The 23,735-nt window shown below is 40.4% G+C and carries 21 protein-coding genes; 6 read left to right on the top strand and 15 right to left on the bottom strand.

The annotated features are described in order from the left end of the window. Positions 1 to 288: 288 nt before the first annotated feature. From nqrF to G4420_RS11015, 6 genes are read right to left on the bottom strand one after another with little or no spacing between them, the layout of a single operon-like run. Complete coding sequence (gene nqrF, locus G4420_RS11040) at positions 289 to 1,560, bottom strand: NADH:ubiquinone reductase (Na(+)-transporting) subunit F (protein WP_163323701.1); 1,272 nt, start codon at positions 1,558 to 1,560, stop codon at positions 289 to 291. 22 nt (positions 1,561 to 1,582) lie between these two features. Further along, complete coding sequence (nqrE, locus tag G4420_RS11035; RefSeq protein WP_163323700.1) at positions 1,583 to 2,200, bottom strand: NADH:ubiquinone reductase (Na(+)-transporting) subunit E; 618 nt, start codon at positions 2,198 to 2,200, stop codon at positions 1,583 to 1,585. A 24-nt stretch (positions 2,201 to 2,224) separates the two neighbouring features. Next, on the bottom strand, positions 2,225 to 2,869 hold the full coding sequence (locus G4420_RS11030) for an NADH:ubiquinone reductase (Na(+)-transporting) subunit D (RefSeq protein WP_163323699.1): 645 nt from the start codon (positions 2,867 to 2,869) through the stop codon (positions 2,225 to 2,227). 5 nt (positions 2,870 to 2,874) lie between these two features. Beyond that, positions 2,875 to 3,573: an NADH:ubiquinone reductase (Na(+)-transporting) subunit C gene (nqrC, locus tag G4420_RS11025; protein WP_163323698.1), complete on the bottom strand. Its 699-nt coding sequence runs from the start codon at positions 3,571 to 3,573 to the stop codon at positions 2,875 to 2,877. Positions 3,574 to 3,590: 17 nt separating this feature from the next. Beyond that, the gene (locus G4420_RS11020) at positions 3,591 to 4,772 is read right to left on the bottom strand and encodes an NADH:ubiquinone reductase (Na(+)-transporting) subunit B (protein WP_163323697.1); all 1,182 of its coding nucleotides are present in this window, start codon (positions 4,770 to 4,772) and stop codon (positions 3,591 to 3,593) included. A 31-nt stretch (positions 4,773 to 4,803) separates the two neighbouring features. Continuing rightward, positions 4,804 to 6,150, bottom strand: a complete 1,347-nt coding sequence (locus tag G4420_RS11015; protein ID WP_163323696.1) for a Na(+)-translocating NADH-quinone reductase subunit A — start codon at positions 6,148 to 6,150, stop codon at positions 4,804 to 4,806. A 423-nt stretch (positions 6,151 to 6,573) separates the two neighbouring features. Between G4420_RS11015 and G4420_RS11010 the strand changes: the two genes are divergently transcribed. Beyond that, positions 6,574 to 7,860 (top strand): type IX secretion system plug protein, encoded by a 1,287-nt coding sequence (locus tag G4420_RS11010; protein WP_163323695.1) that lies wholly within the window; start codon positions 6,574 to 6,576, stop codon positions 7,858 to 7,860. Positions 7,861 to 7,961: 101 nt separating this feature from the next. Here G4420_RS11010 and G4420_RS11005 read toward each other — a convergent pair whose 3' ends face one another. After that, positions 7,962 to 9,875: a sensor histidine kinase gene (locus G4420_RS11005; protein WP_163323694.1), complete on the bottom strand. Its 1,914-nt coding sequence runs from the start codon at positions 9,873 to 9,875 to the stop codon at positions 7,962 to 7,964. 424 nt (positions 9,876 to 10,299) lie between these two features. On the opposite strand from G4420_RS11005, the gene pruA reads away from it, so the two are divergent. The 3 genes from pruA to G4420_RS10990 all read left to right on the top strand — a co-directional run bounded on the left by pruA (position 10,300) and on the right by G4420_RS10990 (position 13,089). Then, positions 10,300 to 11,937 (top strand): L-glutamate gamma-semialdehyde dehydrogenase, encoded by a 1,638-nt coding sequence (gene pruA / locus G4420_RS11000; RefSeq protein WP_163323693.1) that lies wholly within the window; start codon positions 10,300 to 10,302, stop codon positions 11,935 to 11,937. Between the two features lie 130 nt (positions 11,938 to 12,067). After that, positions 12,068 to 12,376: an FtsB family cell division protein gene (locus G4420_RS10995; RefSeq protein WP_045030034.1), complete on the top strand. Its 309-nt coding sequence runs from the start codon at positions 12,068 to 12,070 to the stop codon at positions 12,374 to 12,376. Between the two features lie 122 nt (positions 12,377 to 12,498). Then, on the top strand, positions 12,499 to 13,089 hold the full coding sequence (locus G4420_RS10990) for a YqgE/AlgH family protein (RefSeq protein ID WP_163323692.1): 591 nt from the start codon (positions 12,499 to 12,501) through the stop codon (positions 13,087 to 13,089). A 6-nt stretch (positions 13,090 to 13,095) separates the two neighbouring features. On the opposite strand, the gene G4420_RS10985 is transcribed toward G4420_RS10990, so the two are convergent. Genes G4420_RS10985 through G4420_RS10970 form a run of 4 tightly spaced genes read right to left on the bottom strand, consistent with a single transcriptional unit; the run spans position 13,096 to position 16,321 of the window. Continuing rightward, positions 13,096 to 13,932, bottom strand: coding sequence for an aminotransferase class IV (locus G4420_RS10985; RefSeq protein ID WP_163323691.1), 837 nt, complete (start codon positions 13,930 to 13,932; stop codon positions 13,096 to 13,098). A gap of 3 nt (positions 13,933 to 13,935) precedes the next feature. Beyond that, positions 13,936 to 14,547, bottom strand: a complete 612-nt coding sequence (locus G4420_RS10980) for a rhomboid family intramembrane serine protease (protein ID WP_163323690.1) — start codon at positions 14,545 to 14,547, stop codon at positions 13,936 to 13,938. Continuing rightward, positions 14,548 to 15,549, bottom strand: a complete 1,002-nt coding sequence (gene holA / locus G4420_RS10975; RefSeq protein WP_163323689.1) for a DNA polymerase III subunit delta — start codon at positions 15,547 to 15,549, stop codon at positions 14,548 to 14,550. Between the two features lies 1 nt (position 15,550). Then, positions 15,551 to 16,321, bottom strand: coding sequence for an AMP nucleosidase (locus G4420_RS10970; RefSeq protein ID WP_045030024.1), 771 nt, complete (start codon positions 16,319 to 16,321; stop codon positions 15,551 to 15,553). A 116-nt stretch (positions 16,322 to 16,437) separates the two neighbouring features. On the opposite strand from G4420_RS10970, the gene G4420_RS10965 reads away from it, so the two are divergent. Beyond that, on the top strand, positions 16,438 to 16,878 hold the full coding sequence (locus tag G4420_RS10965; RefSeq protein ID WP_163323688.1) for a type I restriction enzyme HsdR N-terminal domain-containing protein: 441 nt from the start codon (positions 16,438 to 16,440) through the stop codon (positions 16,876 to 16,878). A gap of 195 nt (positions 16,879 to 17,073) precedes the next feature. On the opposite strand, the gene G4420_RS10960 is transcribed toward G4420_RS10965, so the two are convergent. The 3 genes from G4420_RS10960 to recR all read right to left on the bottom strand — a co-directional run bounded on the left by G4420_RS10960 (position 17,074) and on the right by recR (position 20,346). Beyond that, complete coding sequence (locus tag G4420_RS10960) at positions 17,074 to 17,601, bottom strand: GNAT family N-acetyltransferase (RefSeq protein ID WP_163323687.1); 528 nt, start codon at positions 17,599 to 17,601, stop codon at positions 17,074 to 17,076. 18 nt (positions 17,602 to 17,619) lie between these two features. Further along, positions 17,620 to 19,575, bottom strand: a complete 1,956-nt coding sequence (locus G4420_RS10955) for a glycosyltransferase (protein ID WP_163323686.1) — start codon at positions 19,573 to 19,575, stop codon at positions 17,620 to 17,622. Between the two features lie 144 nt (positions 19,576 to 19,719). Beyond that, entirely contained in the window at positions 19,720 to 20,346 is a 627-nt protein-coding gene (gene recR / locus G4420_RS10950) for a recombination mediator RecR (RefSeq protein ID WP_163323685.1), read from the bottom strand. A 151-nt stretch (positions 20,347 to 20,497) separates the two neighbouring features. Between recR and G4420_RS10945 the strand changes: the two genes are divergently transcribed. After that, the gene (locus G4420_RS10945) at positions 20,498 to 21,061 is read left to right on the top strand and encodes a hypothetical protein (protein WP_163323684.1); all 564 of its coding nucleotides are present in this window, start codon (positions 20,498 to 20,500) and stop codon (positions 21,059 to 21,061) included. 80 nt (positions 21,062 to 21,141) lie between these two features. On the opposite strand, the gene G4420_RS23650 is transcribed toward G4420_RS10945, so the two are convergent. After that, positions 21,142 to 23,424, bottom strand: coding sequence for an NADP-dependent malic enzyme (locus G4420_RS23650; RefSeq protein ID WP_163323683.1), 2,283 nt, complete (start codon positions 23,422 to 23,424; stop codon positions 21,142 to 21,144). Between the last annotated feature and the right edge of the window lie 311 nt (positions 23,425 to 23,735).

Here is a 23,735-nt window from a genome sequence, read left to right as displayed (position 1 = left end):
AACTTGAGAAATAACCGCTTCGGATTAAGAAATGCTTGAATTTGAGAAACACCCCAACTTCCCACAAACTACCCCCGTTTGTAAGAAGGGGCAGAAGAAAGTGAAAGTATTTCTGCGAAAATCTGCGTGAAACCGAAGTAGGGACAGGGCATTAAAAAAGCCACTTCCCAAAAGAGAAGTGGCTTTGAAATATCGTTACTGGATTCTCGATGCTGGATAGTGGATGCTTGATACTGGATTCTAGATTCTTGATACTCGTATCTCGCAACTCGGTCCTATAAACTTTTCTTACGATCCAAAGTCGTCGAACAGTACGTTTTCGTCCGGAACGCCTAAATCGTAAAGCATTTTCTGAACGGCGTCGTTCATCATTGGTGGTCCACACATGTAGAAATCGATTTCTTCCGGTTCTTCATGCTGACTCAGGTAGTTGTCGTGAATTACCTGGTGTACGAATCCAATTTTATATTCAATTCCCAGTTTATCGGCTTCCGGATCTTGACGGTCGAGCGCCAAATGGAATTCAAAGTTAGGGAAGTTTTTCTCGATATCTCTGAACTGATCGTAGTAGAAAACTTCTTTCCACGAACGAGCTCCGTACCAGAAAGTAACTTTCTTTTCCGATTCTTTAATGGTGTGGAACAGGTGGAATAAGTGCGAGCGCATTGGCGCCATACCTGCACCACCTCCAACGAACATCATTTCGCTGTCGTTGTCTTTCAGGAAGAATTCTCCGTAAGGACCGGATACAGTTACTTTATCACCTGGTTTCAGGTTAAAAATGTATGATGAACAGATACCCGGATTTACTTTCTTAAAGCCATTGCTTACACGATCGAATGGTGGAGTTGCAATACGAATGTTCAACATTACAATGTTACCTTCGGCAGGGTGGTTAGCCATTGAGTATGCACGGAATGTTGGTTCCGGGTTTTTCATAACCAGGTCGAACATGCCGAATTTTTCCCACTCTTCGCGGTATTCTTCTTCAATATCCATGTCCTTAAAGTTTACGTCAACTTTAGGTACATCGATCTGGATATATCCACCCGATTTGAAATCAAGGTTTTCGCCTTCAGGTAATCTAACCACAAATTCTTTGATGAAAGTAGCCACGTTGTGGTTCGATACCACTTCGCATTCCCATTTTTTCACACCAAGAATTTCCTGATGCATATGGATTTTCATGTCTTCCTTAACTTTTACCTGGCAACCAAGTCTCCAATGGTCATTTTGTTCCTTACGTGTGAAGAAACCGGTTTCTGTTGGCAGGATTGAACCACCACCTTCAGTAACCTGGCAACGGCACATTCCACAGGTACCACCTCCTCCACATGCCGAAGGAAGCAGCACTTTATTATTTCCCAAAGCACTCAAAAGTGTACTTCCGGGTTCAGTTTCCATTTCCAGGTAACCATCGTTAATATCAATCTTAACAGTTCCCGATGGTGTAAGTTTCTTTTTGGCGAACAAAAGTATGGCCACCAACAGAATAATTACGCCCAGGAAAACAGCTACACTGGTTATAATTACGGTTGTTTGTGCTGACAATAATATCATCTTGCTAATTGTTTTTTAATTTCTACAATTTAATTCCGCCAAATCCCATAAATGCCAGTCCCATAAGTCCGGTTACAATAAATGTAATACCAAGTCCGCGTAACGGGGCGGGAATTTGTGAATATTCGATCTTTTCTCTGATAGCAGCAATACCTACGATTGCCAGCAACCAGCCAACGCCCGAACCTAAACCGTAAACGGTAGCTTCGCCAACGTTAATAAAGGCTTTTTGCTGAAGGAATAACGATCCTCCAAGAATAGCACAGTTTACTGCAATAAGCGGAAGGAAAATACCCAGCTGGTTGTACAACACAGGAGCAAATTTTTCCACAATCATTTCAACCAACTGAACCATTGATGCAATGATTGCAATAAACATGATAAAACGTAAGAAACTAAGGTCTACATTGGCAAAACCTTCGCCTAACCAACTTAAGGCACCTTCGTTTAATACAAATTTCTCTAACAGGTAGTTAACCGGAACAGTAATGCCTAACACAAAAACTACAGCAATTCCTAGACCGGCAGCAGTACTTACTTTTTTCGAAACAGCCAAATAAGAGCACATTCCGAAGAAGTACGCAAATACCATGTTCTCAATAAAAATTGACTTAACAAATATATTAATCAGATTTTCCATTTGAATTTTGTTTTTGCGTTACAATTAATCTTCGATTAGTTTGGTATTACGGCTACGCTGTACCCAGATAATTACACCAACAACAATAAGTGCCATTGGAGAAAGTACCATCAATCCGTTGTTTTCGTAAAAACCGCCATTCACAATGTACCAGCTATCCGGGATTATTTTATAACCCAGCAGCGAGCCTGATCCTAATATTTCGCGGAAGAAACCAACTACGATAAGAATAAAACCGTAACCGGCTGCGTTTCCAATTCCATCAAGGAATGATTGCCATGGGCGGTTACCCAGAGCAAATGCCTCAAGGCGGCCCATCAGAATACAGTTGGTAATAATCAATCCAACAAACACCGAAAGTTGCTTGCTTACATCGTACACATAAGCACGAAGTACCTGGTCAACCAAAATAACCAGTGCAGCAATAACTACAAGTTGTACAATAATTCGGATACGGTTTGGAATTGTATTTCGTAACATCGAAACAATAACGTTTGCCAGGGCAAGAACAGCCATAACAGAGATCGTCATTACAATTGCCGGTTTAAGCTGAGCAGTAACCGCAAGTGCCGAGCAAATTCCTAATACCTGTACGGTAATCGGGTTACTGTCGTTTAACGGATCCGACAGTAATTTTAAATTTTTCTTTGAAAATAATGGTTCGCTCATCTTTCTTAATTTTTGTTCTTGTTTAAGAATGCTTCATAGCCTGCGAAATCGTCTAACAACATTTTCTCAAGGCCTTTACTGGTAATTGTACCACCCGAAATGGCATCAACTTTATGTGCTTCAGGAGCAACCTGTCCGGCTTTTGCAACCGTAACAGATACCATTTTTCCTGCTTCATCAAAAATTTGTTTGCCTTTAAATTGTACTTCAAAACCGGTGGTCGAAATTTCAGCACCCAGTCCCGGAGTTTCTCCTTCGTGATCGAAGTTAGCTCCGAAAATAGTGTTCATATCGTCGCTAACCGATACATATCCCCAGATTGGTCCCCAAAGACCGGCTCCGTATACAGGAAGTACGTATTTCGTTCCTTCATCGGTTTTACACACAAATACCGGAAGTACCATTTCTTCGAAACTTTTGGCACGTTCCTTTTTCAGGTCGGTAGTGAAAGCGTTTCCGTCAACTTTTTCACCTTTAGTATTCACAAGGTATTCATCAACAACTTTATCAGCATAAATCGCTTCTGCAGTTTCTGCTGTACTTTCAATATTTACCGATGCAAGAATATTTTGTTTTTTCTCTATCTCAACGTTCTTTTTCTGCGCAGGCTTTAATGCCAATGAAACCGAAGCAAGAACGGCAGCCACAACAATTACCATAATGGCTGCATATAAAAATGTGTAAGTATTACTATTTCTGTCCATCTTTTCTTCGTTTTTAATTATGCAGAAACTTTAGCTCGTTTTGTTCTTCTTTTAACATGACCAGCCACAACGTAGTGGTCGATGAGCGGAGCAAATGTGTTCATCAGCAATATTGCCAACATCATACCTTCAGGGAAGGCCGGGTTAACAACACGGAAAATGATGGCCAAAATACCGATAAGGAATCCGTAGATCCACTTTCCTTTTTCGGTTTGCGACGCTGAAACAGGGTCGGTTGCCATAAAAATTGCACCAAACATAAAACCACCTAAAATTAAGTGATGCCAGAAAGGCATAGAAAAGTAAGTTGCAACTTCAGGCGATAAACCTGCACTGCCCGAGAATGCGTTAAGGATAAGACCCATAACTGCACCACCTGCAATGGTTGAAACCATGATTTTCCAGCTTCCGATTCCGGTAATGATCAACAATACAGCTCCGATAAGAATTGCAAGTGTTGATGTTTCACCTATAGAACCAGGGATAAAACCAAAGAATGCATCGGCTACACTGTAGTTTAAGTGACCTGCAGCTGCATTTGCCATTGGAGTTGCTCCAGAGAAGCCATCGATTACTTTATCGGTATCTTTTAATGCGATCCAAACCGACTCGCCCGACATTTGTGCCGGATAGGCGAAGAATAGGAAAGCACGTGCTACAAGCGCCGGGTTCCAGATGTTCATTCCGGTTCCGCCAAATACCTCTTTACCAAGAACCACTGCAAAAGCTGTTGCTACTGCAATCATCCAAAGTGGAGTACCTACCGGCATAATAAGTGGAATAAGCATACCCGATACCAGGAATCCTTCCTGAATTTCGTGTCCGCGCAATTGAGCGAAAACGAATTCGATACCTAAACCTACTGCATACGATACGATAACGATTGGAAGTACTTTAATTAAACCAAACAGGAAGATTTCGAAAAATCCTGTTGAGGCCAATTCGCCAATGGCTTTAAAGTGTTGCACTCCTACGTTGTACATTCCGAACAACAAAGCCGGAACCACCGATAAAACAACAATCGACATGGTACGTTTCAAATCGATGTAATCGTGAATGTGCGTACCCGTTTTCGACGTGGTTTTTGGCGTGTATAAAAATGTGAAGAATCCGTCGTGTACCGATTGGAGCCAATGGTATTTGCCTCCCTTCTGAACCAGCGGTTCTGTCCTTTCAAAAAAGTTTTTTATAAATTTCATCTCTAAAAGACTAATTAGTTACTTGTAATGATTAACCAAGCTCTTTGATCATGGTATTAATACCTTCGCGCAAAATTTTCTGAACCTCGATTTTTGAAGTACAGGCATATTCACACAAGGCGAAGTCTTCTTCTATCACTTCATAAATACCAAAGTTTTCCATTTTGTCGATATCGTTTACCAGGATAGCTTTAAGCAGGTATACCGGAAGAATATCCATAGGAACCAGTTTTTCGTATTGGTTCGACAAAACAAATGCGCGTTCGCCACCATGAATATTTGCATTCATTGTGTACTCTTTTTTCGGGAACAATTTTCCGAAATAAGCTTTGGTTGCGCTGAACTTGTTAAAACCGGGATCGGCCCAGCCTAAAAATTCATACTCATCTCCTTCAGGAATTACACTGATTTGCGAGTCGTAAAAACCAAGGTAACTTTTTGCAGAAACTTTGGTTCCGGTAAGTACGTTACCGCTGATAATACGCTGATTGTGGTCGGCATCAACCAATTTGCCTTCAACTAAGGTTGCAATTGGTGCACCTACAGTTGTTTGGTAATATTTTGGCGTCTGAACTTCTGATCCGGTTAAAGCAACAGTTTTTGTAAAATCAACATTACCTGTTTCAAACAGGCGACCAATGAACAATACATCCTGTACACTGATGGTCCAAACCACTTCGCCTTTGTTTATCGGAGATGTATTGGCAATTTGAATACCAACGTTACCCGCAGGGTGTGGTCCCTCAAACGTATTAACTACAACATTTTTTAGCGATGTAAAAGCCGAATCCTTTGAAACTCCAAGGTTTACTTTTCCTTCGGTAAGCTGAGCCAATGCGTTAACACCGGTTTGGAAGGTATCCAGTTGGCCATCAAGAACAAAATTGTAATCGGGTGCCAATGGAGCCGTGTCGAATGTTGAAATGTAAATGGCTTTTGGTTTCTCCTCCGGATTGGCGATAATACCGTACGGACGTTTTTTGATAAACGGCCATATACCACTTTTCAAAATTTGTTCCTTCACCTCTTCCGCCGATAAGGTTGTTGGATCAGCTTTTTTAAATTCGGCTGAACCAATTTTCTCGTCGGTTGCAATAACTACCTCCAAAATTTTTCGACGCTCACCACGGTTAATCGATACTACTTTTCCTCCAAGAGGAGCTGTAAATAAGATTTCAGGATGATATTTGTCGTAGAACAAAGCATCGCCGGCTTTAACCTCGGCATCAACTTTTACACTAAGTTTTGGAGTAAGTCCCGGAAAATCGGTGGGTTTCAGAGCTACTGTTGCCGGAACCGGCAATTTGTCAAGTGCCTTTTCTGCACTTCCTTTTAGCTTTATATTAAGCCCTTTCCTTAACTTAACTACTTCTGACATATCTAATTAAGAATGTATTATTTTTAAGTGGGCAAAAGTATTAATTTAATTGGCTTTTCGCAACGCTTTATAGCAAAAGTTCAACGGTTTCAAATATGAAGATATGTGGATATCGTAATAGTATTTGTAAGTGGCAGGTATTGAGTGAAATAAAAAATCATTTTCAGCGTTATTTATCTTCAGATTAAATTAACATTTTGTTATCTATTTTCACGATTTAACTATAAAAAGCAAGCACATTTAAACGAAATTTGTGTTTTCGGTTTTGATATGAAATACGAATTACAGAATTTTACGTTTTATGTAGGTAAACACTACTTTGTGCAATGCTATAACCGAACATTGTAGCTGTTAAATAGAATGGGTGATTGCGGAAAAAAGTAACAGGAAATACGATACCAACAATAACAAATCAATTTGCAAATGAGAACCGTTTTTTTTACCACCATATTTTTTCTGATTTTTAGTGCCGGGGTAATGGGGCAGGACGAGAATTTTTACTACGAAAATGCCATTAACCGCGAGAATATAAAAACAGTGCAGGCCTATCGGAACGGTTTCGAACTCTCGAACCCGATAATGGGTTTGAACGAAAACATGACACTGGTTTTTAAATTCGATGATCTTTCGGAAGGGGTTAAAGATTACTATTACACCGTGGTACATTGCGATGCCGACTGGAACGAGAGTTTTATTTCGCAGGACGAATACATCGATGGTTTTATTGAAAATCCGGTTGATGATTATGCATTGTCGTTTAACACCACTTTTAGCTACGTAAATTACCGTATTGAATTACCTAACGATCAGATGCGTTTTAAACTCTCGGGAAATTATGTTTTAGTGGTTTACGAAGATCAGGATAAGGAAAAGGTGGTTTTAACGAAACGTTTTAATATATACGAAAATGCTGTTCGTATTGAAGGAACAGTTAGACGCGCCACTGCCGATGCTTTTGAAGGTAGCAACCACGAAGTAGATTTCAAAATATATCACCCCAATTTGGCTATCTTAAATCCGAGGGAAGAGGTGAAGGTGGTAATTATGCAGAATAACCGCTGGGATAATGCCATTCGTGATTTGAAGCCGTTATACATTCGCGACGGGGTTTTGGATTACGATTATACCCGCGAAAATGTATTTCCGGCAGGAAACGAGTTTCGGTATTTCGACAACCGAACCAACCGGATGAATGGCGAGAATGTAATTGCTACTGATTTTCACCGGCCTTATTTTCATAAAACGGTTAAAATTGATGAAGTGCGTGCCAATAAACCGTTTTTTTCGTACGAAGAAATGAATGGGATGTACGCCATTGAAAGCCAGGATCAGGAGGTGCGCGATTATGATTCGGAATGTGATTATACCTTTGTACATTTTACATTACCATTGGAAGCGCCGTTGCTTGGCGGATCGGTAAACGTTTTTGGCGCTCTAAGTAACTGGAATGCCAACAAAAGCAACGAAATGACCTATAATTTCGAACGCGGAGAATATGAACTAACGTTGTTACTCAAACAGGGATATTATAATTATATCTACGTTTATGTGCCGCAGGGGGCAAAAGTGGCCGATCATACCAATATTGAAGGGAGCTTTTGGGAAACCAATAACGATTATCAGATTCTGGTATATTACCGCGATTTAGCCAGTCGTTACGACAGGTTAGTCGGATACCGACAATTAAACTCGGTTATAAACAGGTACTAACTGGTTTATATTGTTTTGTTGTTTGAAATAGTTTGAAATGTTTGACACTGCAAATTGAAAACTGCAACTGAGAACTGTTTACTACGACTACCAAATGGACTTTAACTCACGATTCTCATATAGCCGCGGCCTTCGTTAAAAGGAAGTGTAAACCAGAAGTTACTGCCCTTATTCACTTTTGATTCAAATTCAAGTTCTCCGCCCAACAGCGTAACGTAATGTTGGGCAATTGGCAATCCAATTCCCGATCCTGAAGTTGTCTGGTTTATTTTGTTCTGCACACGGTAAAAACGGCTGAAGATGTGTTCGTAATCTTCCTCGGGAATACCGATTCCTGTATCGGCTACATAGAATCTCACAAAATCATTGCGTACCATTTCGAAACCAAAGGTAACCTGGCCGCTTAAGGTGTATTTTACAGCGTTGTCAACCAAAATCGTCATCACTTCTTTAAGCAACTGAGGATCGGTTGAAAAACCAAATTCAGGAGTTGCGACATCAGTTTTTAAGCTGATACGAATATCCTTGCTGTCGGGAAGATCGGCAAAATACGCATTGTAAATATCGCGAAGAAGTGGATTTATTTTGCTGAAAGTGGCGTGTACAGGAATGTTCTCGGTTTCAATTTTTGCAAGGTGCACCGTATTGTCGATCATATTTAGTAACTGCTGACCGTTTTGAGTGATGGCTTCGGTGAGTTCCAGTCGTTCCAATCCATCGAGCGAATCGTCGGCCAACATCCGCGTAAAGTTGGAGATAATGTTCATTGGTGTGCGAATCTCGTGCGACAGATTGGCGAGGAATGCCGATTTTAACCGATCGGATTCTTCCGCTTTTACTAGGGCTTTTTCCAAACCGAATTCCGCAGTTTTTCGTTTGGTAATATCACGCGCCACCGAAATTACAGAATTGGCATTTAATTTGGCCAGGCGCATTTCGAACATAAATGTTCCGTTAGGGGTATTTAACGAGTATTCAATACTTTCAATGGTGTCGTTATTAATACAGTGCTGAATACATGAATAAATTTTATGCGCCATTTTATCGGGGAAACCGGCATTAAAAATAGAGCTGCCAATAATATTCGAGTCATCTATTTTAAACAGGTCGCTTTCTTTAATTACAAAGTCCTCGTAAATACCTTCCTTATCTATTACAAAGAAAATATCAGGAATTGCTTCAAGCAGTACTTTGTAGCGCCGTTTGTTGGCTTCAAGGTCAGCAATCTGCTTTTTGGTTTTAGTGATGTCATCAAAAACCAGGTAATATGAATTATATGAGGGATTTAATACCCGAATGTTGTACCATTTGTCGAGATTTTCGGCATAAAACTCCGTAAAATTCTTTTTATTAAAAAGGACGGTTTTGTTCACGTCAAACCGGCCTTTGAAAATAAGGTCGAATACGTATTCAGCTTCCTGTTCCTGTACTTCGTATAAATTGCGTTTAAAAGCGGCTTCAAAAGCATTGTTTATTTTCTCAACCACCAGGTTGGTAATGTTTCCGTCTTCGTCACGTACAGCACGCAGTCGCGAAATAAGAAACGATGCGTTTTGTAAAACCCGGTTAATTGCTTCGTTTTTCGAGTCGATTTCCTCCGTAAGAACTTCGATGTTTGTGATCAGCTTTTTGCGGAGGTAAAAGGTTACCAGGAAAAAGGCCGTGAATATTAAAATCGGGTTGCTGGCAAAAGGATCGAAATAACTAAAGGCATCAGTTAAATGTCCGGCTTTTAACAGCTGGAAACAAATGAGTGCCAGCGATACAAAAAAGTAAACGATAACCCGAACTTCCATCATCGAGAAGTAGTACAGAAAAACCAGACCGGCCATTAGCCACCATACCGATAGGTGCACGGTTTCAATTAATGGTACATGTTCTGTTAAATCGGAGATGTAATAAGCGTAAATAAATACGGGTAACGAAAAAATAACATTGGTGGCGCAATTCTTTTTTGCATTAAAAGTGCAAACTATAGCTAAAATTGAAACCGAAAGTAGCAGCAGATAACCCACAAGATCGCTTTTTGGGGTAGAAAGTGTCAATTCTCTAACGGATAGGAATAGTGACAACACGCCTACAACTCCCCAAAACAATAGAAGCTGAAAAAGCTGCCTTTTTTCATGATCAGTTTTAGCAGCCCAAAATCTTTCTGCTAATATTTTATATATTCTTTTTAACAATAATGTAAAAATATTAAAAAACAGGTACGTCCCGCCAAAACAAACGATTTTTCGGGGAAATATTGTCAAAATGGGAATCTGAAAACCTGATTTTTGTTTTGTTTTCGATGTTGTTCCTTCTAAATGTTTGGCTATAAGAAGGTTGATTTATTCGGTATTTTCCGATTATGATTTTTGTTATGCTTTGAGAGAATGCGATTTTTTAGTTTTGCATAAACAGATCAGAAGAATTACAAACGACAAATATTATAGAATTATGCCAAAAGGAATTTACAACGTTCCGGTTGCTAAAAACGAACCGGTTTTAAGTTATGCTCCGGGATCTCCGGAAAGAGCAGAGCTGCAGGCTAAATTGCAGGAATTGCGCTCGGAAGAACTCGATCAGCCAATGATTATTGGTGGAAAAGAAGTTTTTACCGACAGAAAAGTAAGGATGTTTCCACCTCACGAAATTGCGCATACTTTAGGATATTATAACCAGGGCGATGCCAGCCACGTTGAAATGGCTATTGATGCTGCTTTGGCAGCCAGAGAAGAATGGGCAAACTTGTCGTGGCAACACCGCGCTTCAATTTTCCTGAAAGCAGCCGATCTTTTGGCAGGTCCGTATCGTGCAAAAATCAATGCAGCATCGATGTTGGGGCAATCAAAAAATGCTTTCCAGGCAGAAATTGATGCGGCTTGTGAGTTTGCCGACTTTTTACGTTTTGGCGTTCAGGTGATGACTGAGATTTACAAAATCCAGCCTGAGTCGGCAAAAGGTATCTGGAACTATAATGAATACCGTCCGTTGGAAGGTTTTATTTATGCATTAACACCGTTCAACTTTACATCAATTGCCGGAAACCTTCCTGCAGCACCTGCCATGATGGGTAACGTTGCTGTTTGGAAACCATCAAAAACTGCTGTTTATTCAGCAGGTGTAATTATGGAGATCTTTAAAGAAGCCGGTCTGCCTGATGGCGTTATCAACCTGGTTTATGCATCGGGTCCTGTTGCTGCCGATACTGTGCTAACTCATCCTGATTTTGCAGGAATTCACTTCACCGGTTCAACAGCTGTATTTCAAAGCATCTGGAAAGCTATTGGAGAGAACATCTACAAATACAAATCATACCCACGTATCGTTGGTGAGACTGGCGGTAAAGACTTTATTTTTGCTGATCCAACAGCTAAAAAACGCGAACTGGCGATTGCTATGTTACGTGGTGCTTTCGAATATCAGGGACAGAAATGTTCTGCGGCTTCAAGGTGTTATGTTCCTGCAAGTATCTGGCCTGAGGTAAAAGAGATTTTAGGTGCTGAACTGGCTACCGTAAAAATGGGACCGGTAGAAGATTTCACCAACTTTGTAAATGCCGTTATCGATGAATCGTCGTTTGATAAACTGAAAGGTTTTATCGATCGTGCAAAAGAAGACGAAGATGCAGAAGTTATCTTTGGCGGAAACTGCGATAAATCAGTTGGTTATTTTGTTGAGCCAACTGTTATTCTGGCTAAAAAGCCAGATTACATTACCATGAAAGAAGAGTTGTTTGGTCCGGTTCTTACTGTTTACGTTTACGAAGACGAAGACATGGATGCAACGCTTGATTTGGTTGATACAACTTCGATTTATGCACTTACAGGAGCTGTATGGTCGCAAAGCCGCTACAATATCGAGAAGATTGCCAAACGCCTGGAAAACTGCGCCGGTAACTTCTATATTAACGACAAGCCAACAGGAGCTGTTGTAGGCCAGCAGCCATTTGGTGGCGCTCGTGGTTCGGGCACCGACGATAAAGCAGGTTCTATCTTTAACATGCTTCGCTGGACTGCAATCCGCACAATCAAAGAAAACTTTGTACCACCGGTAGATTACACTTATCCGAATTTTCAGCCGGATAATGAATAGATATTAATACCTGATGTTTGAAACTCAGGTTATTAAGGTTAAACTGTTGAAAAAGGGGAATCGGAATTGTTCGATTCCTCTTTTTTTTGGTCGCGAAAGATTCTACTTTTGTATCAACATATAGAGGAACATGAACAAGGAAATATTTAAATCCGGAATTTTTAAAGGCATCGGTAATAAGTTTGTTATCGCCTTTGTTTTTTTTGCAGTCTGGATAATATTTTTTGATGAGAACAGCATTGTTTCTCATGTGAAAAGCAAGCGCCAGCTAAACGAATTGAAGCAACAAAAAGAATATTACCAGGAACGTATTGCCTCAGACAGACAAAAACTTCAGGACCTGAATAAAGGAAAAGAAGAACTGGAAAAATTTGCCCGCGAACAATACCAGATGTCAAAACCCGACGAAGATGTTTTTATTATTGTTGAAGAAGAATAGCGCACTTTTGGTAAACAATAATTCCCTCTATTCAGAACATTCTGTTAATAAATTCGTTACAAAGTAGTGTAAGATAAACAGCTATTTGATAGCCAATATAAATTTCTTATATTGCTTTTAGAATGAATGACAATCTTGACATATTCAGAATTAAATCGAACAACATTGCACCACAAAAGGGGCGGATTTTGATTGCTGAACCATTTTTGGCCGGTAATTATTTCAACCGTTCTGTGGTATTTTTAGTTGCATATAGCCAGAAAGGAGCTGTTGGGTTTATTCTGAATAAAAAGGTTGATTTCCCTGTTCAGGATGCTTTCCCTGATTTTCCTGATTTTAACGCCGATGTTTACTTAGGCGGTCCGGTTTCTATCGATACGGTTTACTTTATTCACAAACTAGGCGATAAACTTCCGGGTAGTATTCATGTAATGGGTGACCTATATTGGGGCGGCGATTTTGAGGTATTAAAAAGGGACATTCGCAGCGGAAAGATAAATTCTTCTGATATACGGTTTTTCCTTGGCTACTCAGGCTGGGATGGTGGACAGCTAGAAGATGAATTAAAAGAAGATTCGTGGCTGGTAACCGATGTCGAGCAAAACGAAGTGATGAAAGATTTGAGTGAATCTTCGTGGTTCGATTTTGTAAAAAAAGCAGGTAATCGTTATGCCGTTTGGGAGAATTTCCCTGAGAACCCGGCACTTAATTAGGCTTTTTTATTTCTGCTTTTCCGTTTTAATTTCTAAAAATTTATTTAGAGCAGCATAAATCCTGTCGGTGTGTTGATGCACGTATCTGCGGTTTTCAAATCCCAAAACCCATTGTATTCCTTTCGTTTCTGAAGCAAAGAATATTTCATCCATCTGCAGCAGGTGTTTGGGTTCCAAATCATCGGCTTCTACCACTTTAATATTTAGTTCGTTTGCCAGTTGCATAATTTCCGGGCGAATTACATCGCAGTAACAACCCGTTTTAACCGATGGTGTAAAAAGGACATTCTCCTTTATCATAAAAAGGTTTGCAGCAATGCCTTCGCAAACTATATCCTTTTCATTTAGAATTATTGTTGCCGGACTTGTTCTCTCCTTCATTTCTGCACAAACTTGTTTCCATAATGTTGCCTTTCCAAATCGTGAATTGCTGTTTTGCGAATGACTTAACAGTTTAGAGCTTGAAATACCGATGAGCAATCCTTGCGCATTTATCTGGAAATCGAAATCATTAAAAGCCTTACAGGTAACCAGGTAATCAATTTTTTCTTCAGTTATAAAAAACTGAAAAGTAATCAGTCCTGTCCTGAAAAATCGGTTTTTATTGAGCATACGTTTTAGCAGCCTGAATAATTCGCGGCGGTTTTGAAAAAGGACTGGTAGGTCGTGTCCGAGCGATTTTAATTCTATTTTCAGGATATCCAGATTTTCGTCAAGCATTGGAATTCCGCCAAAACCAAACCAAATGCGGTGTTTGTACACATCGGGCGTATTTAACAGAAAAGGTGTAAGGTTGGTTTCTGCTTCTTTTAAAATCTGATTATTTACAAGCAGGTAGGCCATAAATTACAGGAACGAAAACAGATTGTCGATAAAGCGGCTGAATAATTCAGGCTTTAGTAAAATCGGGAAAATAAAACCAAATACAGCTCCCAAAAAGTGGGCATCGTGTGCCACGTTGTCCGATTGTCGTTTACTCATTTGGTAGGAGTAAAAAAGGTAACCGGCGGCAAACAGAATTCCGGGAATGGGAATCACTGCAAATAAATACAAAGGCTCCCAGGGCTGAAAAAATATAGTTGCAAACAACACCGCAGAAACAGCACCCGAAGCGCCAACTGCATTGTAATAATAGTTGTTTTTATGCTTTATCAGGCTCCAGATATTGGAGGCCAAAATACCTCCGAAGTACAACAGAAGAAAATATGCCGTGGCTTTAGTTCCAAAATAGTAGTCAAAATAAACAACAGTATTTCGTCCAAAAAAATAAAGAACCAGCATATTTACGCCCAGGTGCGACCAGTTGGCATGCACAAAGGCATGGCTCACCAAACGGTAGTATTCATTGCGGTGGATAATTTGCGCCGCGTTAAATTGTAGCTTTGCCGATAACTCGCGGTTTTGAAAGGCAATATATGAGATTACGGTTGTTACGCCGATGATGAACCATACTATCATTTAGTGTAAAATTTTATAGATCATTTCTTTCTGCAAGTCTCCGGTTTCAACCATTGTTGATACGTTAAAACCTTTACTTTTCATATCGTATTCGCGTAAAATACCCATAATTTCGTACAGCTTGGTAGGGGAGTAACGTTTGGCTGCCGACACATATTCTTTTACAAAAAAAGGATGAACCCGAAGTTCGGCGGCAACATTTCGTTCCGATTTGTCTTTTAGGAAATGATAGGTAAACAGTTTTGAAAAATAAAAATACAATCCGGCCACGGTTTTTTGAATTGGATTTAGTGTTGGATTAGCACCAAAATAATTGATGATCCGGTTGGCTTTTAGCACATTCTTTTCTCCCAAAGCATTCTGAAGCTCAAGAATGTTAAACTCTTTGCTTAGCCCGATATTTTTTTCAATATGCTCGGGAGTGATTTTGGTGGTGTCTTTTACGGCAATTACCAGCTTGTTTAATTCATTGGCAATTTTGCTTAAATCCGTTCCCAAATATGAGGTAAGTAATAACGCGGCCTGCGGCGTGATGGTGTAATTATGGGTTCTCAAAAAGCCATCAATCCAGCCCGGAATTTTGTTCTCGTACAATTTCTTTGAGGTAAAAAGTACACCGTTCTTTTTTATGGCTTTGGCCAGTTTTGTTCTCGAATCAAGGGTTTTGTATTTGTAAGCCAATACCAAAATGGTTGAAGCCAATGGTTTTTCAGCATACGATGTAAGCGTTTCTATTTTGCTCAGGCTTTGCGCTTCTTTCACAATAATAACCTGCTTACTCGCCATCATCGGGAAACGCAACGATGCTTCTACTATGGTAACCGGATCCGAATCTTTTCCATAAAATATGGTTTGGTTAAATCCTCTTTCAGCATCGGTAAGCACATTGTCTTCAATATAATCCGATAGTTCATCGATAAAATATGCCTCTTCACCCTGAAGCAAATAAATGGGGTGGTAGATGCCTTTTTTCAGGTTGTGCAGTATGTCGCTAAACTCCATCTTAAAATCGTAAGTGTTTTACAGAAAGTCCGTGGTTTTTAATCTCCAGCAAGGCATCGATTCCGGCCTGAATATGCCTTTCCACATACGATGAAGAAACATACTGATCGCTTTTGTCGGTTTTAACGCCGGTGGAAATCATGGGCTGATCGGAAACCAGTAACAAAACTCCGGTTGGTATTTGGTTGGCAAAACCAACGGTAAACAGGGTTGCTGTTTCCATGTCGATGGCCATTGCCCTTGTTTTTTTGAGGTATTTTTTAAACCGGTTGTCGAACTCCCAAACCCGACGGTTGGTGGTTAATACCACGCCCGTCCAGTAATCCTGCTCCGAATTTCGGAGAATATGCGAAACCGCACGTTGCAGGTTAAATGCAGGTAATGCCGGAACTTCCGGCGGCAAATAGTCCGTCGATGTCCCGTCGCCACGGATGGCGGCAATTGGGAGGATAAAATCACCCAGCTGATTTTTCTTTTTTAATCCACCACATTTTCCAAGAAACAAAACAGCTTTTGGATGTATTGCACTTAGCAAATCCATTACTGTTGCTGCGTTAGGGCTTCCCATTCCAAAGTTGATCATGGTAATGCCTTCGGCAGTTGCACTGGGCATGTTTTTGTCAGTCCCTTCAACCGGAACCTCAAACTTGCGTGCAAATCGTTCAACGTAATCCTGAAAATTAGTGAGCAAAATATACTGGCCAATTTCGTCTAGTTTTTTGCCGGTATATCGCGGTAGCCAGTTGTCAACAATTTCTTTTTTCGTCTTCATAAGCTGAATTATTCTACCTTTGAACAAATAGGAATACCTTTGGTTTTAAGGCGAACACAAATGTACATTTTTAGAGCTCGCCAGCCAAGTTCATTTAATAAGTTATTGAGAAGATTATGTACAAACTGAATTTGCCGGAATATGATTTCCGAACAAAAACAGAAAACGAAAAAACCTGGATATTTGATACGATACGGAAAAAATTTGTGGTGCTGACGCCGGAAGAATGGGTGCGCCAGAATTTTATTCAATATTTGATACAGGAACGGAATTATCCGCAGAATTTAATGGCTGTGGAAAAGCAAATCAAAGTTAACCAGCTACAACGCCGTTTCGATTTGTTGATTTATCAGCGAAACGGAAATCCACACTTGATTGCCGAGTTTAAGGCACCAAATGTAAAAATTACACAGAACGCTTTTGATCAGGTGGTGCGCTACAACATGGCTTTACGTGTTGAGCGGGTAGTGGTGTCGAACGGAATGCAGCACTTTGCCTGTGAGATCGACTACGAAAAGAACAGCTATTCTTTTTTGAAAGAGATACCAGTATTTTGAATTAATCTTGCACCGTTCTTTAGAGCGGTGTTAAGTAACAAAGTTGGGAACAATGATTTTTTAGGATTTTAGTAAATTTCAAATTACCAAAATCCTAAAAAATCAGATTAAAGTAGAATATTCTAGGTCACCGCCTTGAAAGACGGTGCAAAAAAAAGTATTGGTCGTGATTGATTTCTTGGATAGACTTGAACTTTAACCCAAAAACTTCTGATAAAACAGCTCATCTTTCCAGCCGGAGAAAGTTTTAATCCAGTCTTTTTTTATGCCACTGCGCGTAAATCCTGCTTTTTCGAATAACTGTATGCTTCCCCAATTATCGGAAGTGATGTTGGCATACAATTGTCTTAATCCCAAGAATTCGAAAGCATAGTTGGATAAGGCATGGAGTGCATCGCCGGCGTAACCCTTTTTACGGTCATCGCTATTGTGAATAAGAATACCAACTCCGGCCCGCATGTGAAAGGGTTCAAAATCAAATAAATCAATGGCTCCGACAGGCTTGTTTTCAGTCGTCTCTATAACCAGACGAAGCTGTTTGGTTTCGTAAATATCTTTTGCCGATTCCAACAGGTATTGGGCAAGAATATGTTTCGAGAACGGCGTTTTTGTGTTGCTAACTTCCCAAATTTCAGTGTTATTCTCCCATTGGTACAACAGGTCAATGTCCTCCGGTTCAAGGGGGCGGAGTATTATTTTTCCAAAGCTTAGCTTCTCTTTCATTTTCGTTGTTTTTAATGATTAACGGTCAAGATTTCTCCAGCCTTTCAACAAAATTTCAATGTCCGAAAGTACTTTGTAATCTTTTGCATACAACCGGTTTAACTGCACCGATTTTTCTTTATTTAATTGTAACCCGGAAAACCTGTCGGCCGGATGAAGGATTCCATCTTTCATCGCTGGAAGTTTATTCTCATCGGCAGCGCCCGGTATGTATCCAATCCAGGATTTCTTCCCAAAAATTACGCTGAAAAGATTTTTATAAAAATATCCTTTATTGCTTGCGAACCAGATAAGAATCGGGCTTAGGCATAAAATCAACAGCGCAACAAACAGATCAAACAACCTTTTTTTACGCTTATTGCCCGATTTTGAAATCGCATTGAGGTTAACCACATAAAGGTCGCCTGCAGTATTAATGGAATTACTTCCGATAATACTCGCACTTTCGGGAGGCGCAATTTTGTAATCAATATCCAAACGGCTAAGGTCGAGCATTGCTTTAATGATCTCGGCCGAGCTGATGTTTTCAGCACAAAAAACAATCTCATCTATACGGTTTATACGAATAATCTCTTCCAACTGGCTTAACTCACCCATATAATTTGTGCCTTTATCGCTACTGTCGAGCGCAATAAAACCTGCCATTTGCGATCGAATCCGGGTTTCTTCAATAATCTGCTGAACGCGGCGTGCTTCTTTCGAATGGCCTACAATAGCAATTTTACGTGTGCGCTGCGAGTTCAGTCGGAAATCACTCAGTTTAAGCGAGTTCCCCAGCAAACGGTAGGCGATTAGAACGATTCCCGACCAGGCAGTGCCCAACAAAATTAAGGCGCGCGAAAAGCGGTACTGTTCATCTACCAGCGAATAGGCCAATAAAAGTGAAATTAGCCCCCAGAGTATTCCACGGCCCACTTTGTAAATGCTAACGGGCTTATTGTAACCTCCCGAAAACCGAATGCCCAATAAATAAAAGAAGCAGTAAACCGGTACCACAATTTGTAAAAATTCGGGCGGATAATAATCCGGTTGATTAAAGCGGAATTGTTCCCAGCTTGGAATGATTAGCCAGAATCCGACAAAAATCAGCAATGCATCAATAAGCGGTATATACAGTTTTTGCAGAACGCGTTTTGACGCAGAAAGCAAAGCCCTGAAATAAATAGCCATATGAATGAGAAAAGCAAAAACACCTGCTTTACTTCCCGAAAAATGTTTACGCGCAAAAATGATCATGGCATTGTAAAATACCTTCACGTAATTCAGCGAACCCTTTTTTGTGCTTTCTCCTTTGTAATGGATTATTGTTGTTTCGGGGTAGTAATAATTTTTATATCCTCCTTTTTGAATGCGGTACGAAAGGTCGATATCTTCGCCATACATAAAAAAGGATTCATCCAGCAATCCAATTTTATCGAGTGCCGACTTACGAAGCAACATAAAAGCACCTGCCAGCACATCAATTTCATGAACTTCATCCTTGTCCAAAAATGAGAGATGATATTTGCCGAATTTACGTGACTTTGGGAAAAGCCTTGAAAGACCGAACATTTTATAAAAGGCCACCCAGGGAGTTGGTAATCCCCGTTTTGATTCAGGCAGAAAAACGCCTTTGCCATCAATCATTTTTACACCCAGACCGCCCGCATCGGGGTGTGCATCCATGAATGAAAGTACCTTTTCAAAAGTGTCTTCCTCTACAACGGTATCAGGGTTCAGCAACAAAACATATTTCCCGTTTGCCTGCCGAATGGCCTGGTTATTGGCTTTTGAAAAACCTACGTTTTCAGTGTTTTGGATGAAATTAATCTTGTGAAACTTTTCAGTAATCAACTGTGCTGAGCCGTCAACCGAGTTATTATCAACAACAAAAACTTCGCTCTGTACATTCTGCAAAGCCTTCTCCACCGAGTGGAGGCATTGTTCCAGAAAATGTTTTACGTTGTAGTTGACAATGACAATTGAAATATCCATCTTTTTGCACTGGCGTTTTCAAATAGACTGGCCGCTTATAACGTTGCAGCCATGGAAATCTACTTTTATCGTTGATTACTAATCACTCTCAAATGTAAGATTTCCTTTTCATAACAGAAAGAAACCGGCTTTCTGATGCGTAATTTATTTTCCCAGCGAACTTTCGAATGGTACGCGGTTCATTAACGAGCGGCCAAGTGTAATCTCGTCGGTATATTCCAGTTCGTCGCCAATGGAAACACCTCGCGCCAGTGTAGAGATTTTTACTTCTTTACCCTTTAACTTCCGGTAGATGTAAAAGTTGGTGGTATCGCCTTCCATGGTGGTTGAAAGTGCCAGTATGATTTCGATAACTTTGCCTGAATCTACCCGTTCAATAAGCGAATCGATTTCCAGTTCGGCCGGGCCAATTCCATCCATCGGCGAAATAATACCTCCCAACACATGGTAAAGTCCGTTAAACTGGTGTGTATTTTCCACCGACATTACATCGCGGATGTTTTCCACCACGCAAATTATACTTTCGTTGCGCGATGGATTGGAGCAAATCTGGCAAGTGTCGTTATCCGAAATGTTATGGCAAACTTTGCAGTGTTTTATTTCATTTCGTAGTTGTATGAGGCTGTTGCCGAACGAATTAACATCTTCTTTGTCTTGCCGCAGAAGGTGCAAAACCAACCGTAATGCACTTTTTCGGCCAATGCCGGGCAATTTCGAAAACTCGTTTACAGCGGCCTCCAACAGTCGCGATGGATATTTGTCGATGTTCATAAGAGCAAAAATAGTGTTGAATTTTAAAATATGATACGAGATTGCAATTTTTCACACGGAGAAGTTTTTTCGTTTGTTTTCATAGCTGAAATTGTTGCTCCGAAACCTAAATTATGTGTATCTTATTGTCATTAATTTAAAACCACAAGCTATGAAAATCTCATTTTTACTTGTTGTATTTATTTTTTTCTCCGTATCTGGTTTTGCACAGGTACAAGATACCACCACTGTTGATCAACAGAACGAAACAAGTTTACCCAAACCCCAGCTCGACAAAAGCCGAATTTATTACGGCGGATATGTAACTATGAATTTTAGCAAAAATTACAGTGTTATTGGTGCTCAGCCCCTCGTGGCTTATAAACTTACACCAAAGTTGTCGGTTGGAACACAGGTATCGTACGAGTATGTTAGTTATGGTGGTGATGCCGAAGATCAGAACGGATCGAATTACGGAGCCAGTATTTTTAGTCGATATCGAGTTACACCACGTCTATATACTCACACTGAATTCGAATTGATGAGTTATAAGTTTTATTTTCCTGAGGATCGAAAACTAGTGCCCATGTTTTACGTTGGAGGTGGTTACAGCCAACCAATCTCTCCTAATGTATGGTTAAACGCACAAGTGTTGTTTGATGTGTTAAACCATAAAAACTCACCGTACAAAGATTGGGAACCCTATTTCAGTTTGGGAATTGGAGTAGGATTTTAATGTGGATAAAAAAGATAGTGATCAAAATAAAATGCCGGAATTCAGCTGATTCCGGCATTCTTTATTTTAAAGCGAGAAATTTAATCTTCAAGGGTACTGCTGGCCTGCGCGTCAATAACAGCAATGGCAGTCATATTGATGATCTCTCGTACAGTACTGTCGCGTTGTAAAATATGGATGGGTTTATTCATGCCCATCAAAATGGGACCGATCGCCTCGTAAGGCCCCAATGCCTGTAAAATTTTGTAGGTTATATTTCCTGAGCTCAGGTTGGGAAAAATAAGCGTATTAGCATCCTGGTCGCCCAGTTTATTAAACGGATAACGCGAATACCTCAACTTTCCGTTCAACGCGTAATTGGCCTGCATTTCACCATCAACGATCAGATCCGGATATTGTTCTTGTAAATACTGAACAGCCTCTTTTACCCGAACAGGGCTACCTTCTCCTTTATAGGCTCCAAAGTTGGAGTATGACAGGAGCGCAATGCGTGGCTCGATATTAAATTTACGAACTTCGGCTGCGGTTAGTAATGTGGTGTCGGCGAGTGTTTGTGCCGAAGGATTCATATTTACTGTTGTATCGGCCAGGAATAAGGGGCCGCTTTTAGTTAACAGCATATACATTCCTGCAATGTGGTTAAAATCCTTCTTTACTCCAATCACCTGCAGAGTAGGGCGAATGGTTGAAGAATATTTTCTGGAAAATCCAGAAATAAAAGCATCTGCTTCACCTGTTTCCACCATCATCGATCCATAATAGTCGCGGTTATACATTTTTTCTACCGCCTCATTATAGGTCATCCCTTTACGTTTTCGTTTTTCGTAGAGGATTTTTGCAAAGTGATGGCGTTTTTCGTCGCTTACCGATTCATAAAGGTCGATGATTGGAACATTGTCAATATCGAGTTGGTTTTCTTTTATCAGCTCCTGAATTTTCTCTTTGTTGCCCAACAGAATTGGTTTTGCTATTCCCTCGCGAATTACAAATTGAACCGCTTTAAGGATGCGGAAACTGTTGGCTTCGGCAAATACAATCCGTTTTGGATCTTGTTTTGCCTTAGTGCGAATGCCCATTATCAAACGGTTGTCTATTCCCAAACGTTCGGTTAATTCCCGCTCGTAGGCTGTCCAGCTTTTTATAGGCTTACGGGCCACTCCGGTTTCCATGGCAGCATGTGCCACAGCTGAAGAAACTGTGGTTATCAAACGTGGATCAAGCGGTTTTGGAATAATGTAGTCTTTGCCAAACACAATGTTTTTCATGTTATAGGCTTTGGCCACCATTTCAGGCACATATTCTTTAGCCAGTTTTGCCAATGCTTTTGCGGCCGCAATTTTCATTTCTTCGTTAATGGTGGTCGCCCGCACATCCAATGCTCCCCTGAAAATAAAAGGGAACCCCAGGACGTTGTTGATCTGGTTGGGGTAATCGCTGCGCCCGGTAGCCATAATAATGTCTTTTCTTGCAGCAGTAGCGTCTTCGTAAGAGATTTCCGGATCGGGGTTGGCCATGGCAAAAACGATTGGGTCTTTAGCCATCGATTTGATCATTTTTTTACTGACCACGTCGGCAACCGAAAGTCCGAGAAATACATCGGCATCTTTCATGGCCTCTTCCAGCGTATTTATTTTTCGGTTGGTAACAAATTGTTGTTTGATCTCATTCAGGTCGGTACGTTCGCGGTTAATCACTCCCTTGCTGTCTACCATTACAATATTTTCGGGTTCAACACCCATGCTGATATACAATTTAGCGCATGATACGGCCGCAGCTCCGGCACCGCTAACAACCACCTGAATATCTTCAATAAGCTTTTTATTCAGCTCCAAAGCATTGAGAAGTGCCGCAGCAGAAATTATCGCTGTTCCATGCTGGTCGTCGTGAAAAACAGGAATATTGAGTTGTTTCCGCAATGTTTCTTCAATTTTGAAACATTCGGGAGCTTTTATGTCTTCCAGGTTAATACCTCCAAACGTTGGAGCTATCGCTTTAACCACTTCAATAAGTTTGTCGGGATCTTTTTCGTCCACTTCAATGTCGAAAACATCCACGTCGGCAAAAATCTTAAACAACAAACCTTTTCCCTCCATGACCGGCTTTCCGGCTTCGGGCCCGATATCTCCCAAGCCTAAAACAGCAGTACCGTTCGAAATCACGGCAACGAGGTTACCTTTTGCGGTGTATTTATAAGCGTTATCCTTGTCTTTCTCAATTTCGAGACAAGGTTGGGCAACCCCTGGTGTGTAAGCCAGCGAAAGATCGTATTGTGTGTTGTGCGGTTTGGTTGGTATTACTTCTATTTTCCCGGGGCGATGTTTCTTGTGGTAGTTGAGGGCATCAATTCTACGAATTTTAGGCATGGCAGTCAATTTTTATGGTTTATTCTAAATTTACATAAAAAGCACTGCCTATAAAATGTTATTAATCAGAAATAAAAGTGTTATGCAACAAATGAAAAAGGGTAGTTAGGGGGGGAGTTTGACAAATTAATGAGGAGGAAAATAAGAATGAGGAGAGGAGGACTGAGGAAAGATTGAATGAGGTTGAAGCTGTTGAATTATTGTTTACAACGAAGACTTTTGAACTCCAGAGTTCCCCATCAATTTAGAACAGAGTGTTTTCAAATTGGCTCAATAGAATAACCGATAAGAAAAACAATAACTCACGTTAC

Source organism: Draconibacterium mangrovi, from assembly GCF_010586825.1.
In the GTDB taxonomy this organism is placed as follows: Bacteria; Bacteroidota; Bacteroidia; order Bacteroidales; family Prolixibacteraceae; genus Draconibacterium; species Draconibacterium mangrovi.
This window is presented reverse-complemented; position numbering and strand designations above follow the sequence as displayed.

Excerpts from the sequence above, each read along its gene's own strand:
- G4420_RS10945 (WP_163323684.1), top strand. The coding sequence starts at position 20,498 with ATGAAAATCTCATTTTTACTTGTTGTATTTATTTTTTTCTCCGTATCT.
- G4420_RS10985 (WP_163323691.1), bottom strand. The coding sequence starts at position 13,932 with ATGGCCTACCTGCTTGTAAATAATCAGATTTTAAAAGAAGCAGAAACC.
- G4420_RS10965 (WP_163323688.1), top strand. The coding sequence starts at position 16,438 with ATGTACAAACTGAATTTGCCGGAATATGATTTCCGAACAAAAACAGAA.
- recR (WP_163323685.1), bottom strand. The coding sequence starts at position 20,346 with ATGAACATCGACAAATATCCATCGCGACTGTTGGAGGCCGCTGTAAAC.
- nqrE (WP_163323700.1), bottom strand. The coding sequence starts at position 2,200 with ATGGAAAATCTGATTAATATATTTGTTAAGTCAATTTTTATTGAGAAC.
- G4420_RS10955 (WP_163323686.1), bottom strand. The coding sequence starts at position 19,575 with ATGGATATTTCAATTGTCATTGTCAACTACAACGTAAAACATTTTCTG.
- G4420_RS11010 (WP_163323695.1), top strand. The coding sequence starts at position 6,574 with ATGAGAACCGTTTTTTTTACCACCATATTTTTTCTGATTTTTAGTGCC.
- nqrC (WP_163323698.1), bottom strand. The coding sequence starts at position 3,573 with ATGGACAGAAATAGTAATACTTACACATTTTTATATGCAGCCATTATG.
- G4420_RS10970 (WP_045030024.1), bottom strand. The coding sequence starts at position 16,321 with ATGAAGACGAAAAAAGAAATTGTTGACAACTGGCTACCGCGATATACC.
- G4420_RS11015 (WP_163323696.1), bottom strand. The coding sequence starts at position 6,150 with ATGTCAGAAGTAGTTAAGTTAAGGAAAGGGCTTAATATAAAGCTAAAA.
- G4420_RS10960 (WP_163323687.1), bottom strand. The coding sequence starts at position 17,601 with ATGAAAGAGAAGCTAAGCTTTGGAAAAATAATACTCCGCCCCCTTGAA.
- nqrF (WP_163323701.1), bottom strand. The coding sequence starts at position 1,560 with ATGATATTATTGTCAGCACAAACAACCGTAATTATAACCAGTGTAGCT.
- G4420_RS10980 (WP_163323690.1), bottom strand. The coding sequence starts at position 14,547 with ATGATAGTATGGTTCATCATCGGCGTAACAACCGTAATCTCATATATT.
- G4420_RS11030 (WP_163323699.1), bottom strand. The coding sequence starts at position 2,869 with ATGAGCGAACCATTATTTTCAAAGAAAAATTTAAAATTACTGTCGGAT.
- G4420_RS23650 (WP_163323683.1), bottom strand. The coding sequence starts at position 23,424 with ATGCCTAAAATTCGTAGAATTGATGCCCTCAACTACCACAAGAAACAT.
- pruA (WP_163323693.1), top strand. The coding sequence starts at position 10,300 with ATGCCAAAAGGAATTTACAACGTTCCGGTTGCTAAAAACGAACCGGTT.
- G4420_RS10990 (WP_163323692.1), top strand. The coding sequence starts at position 12,499 with ATGAATGACAATCTTGACATATTCAGAATTAAATCGAACAACATTGCA.
- holA (WP_163323689.1), bottom strand. The coding sequence starts at position 15,549 with ATGGAGTTTAGCGACATACTGCACAACCTGAAAAAAGGCATCTACCAC.
- G4420_RS10995 (WP_045030034.1), top strand. The coding sequence starts at position 12,068 with ATGAACAAGGAAATATTTAAATCCGGAATTTTTAAAGGCATCGGTAAT.
- G4420_RS11020 (WP_163323697.1), bottom strand. The coding sequence starts at position 4,772 with ATGAAATTTATAAAAAACTTTTTTGAAAGGACAGAACCGCTGGTTCAG.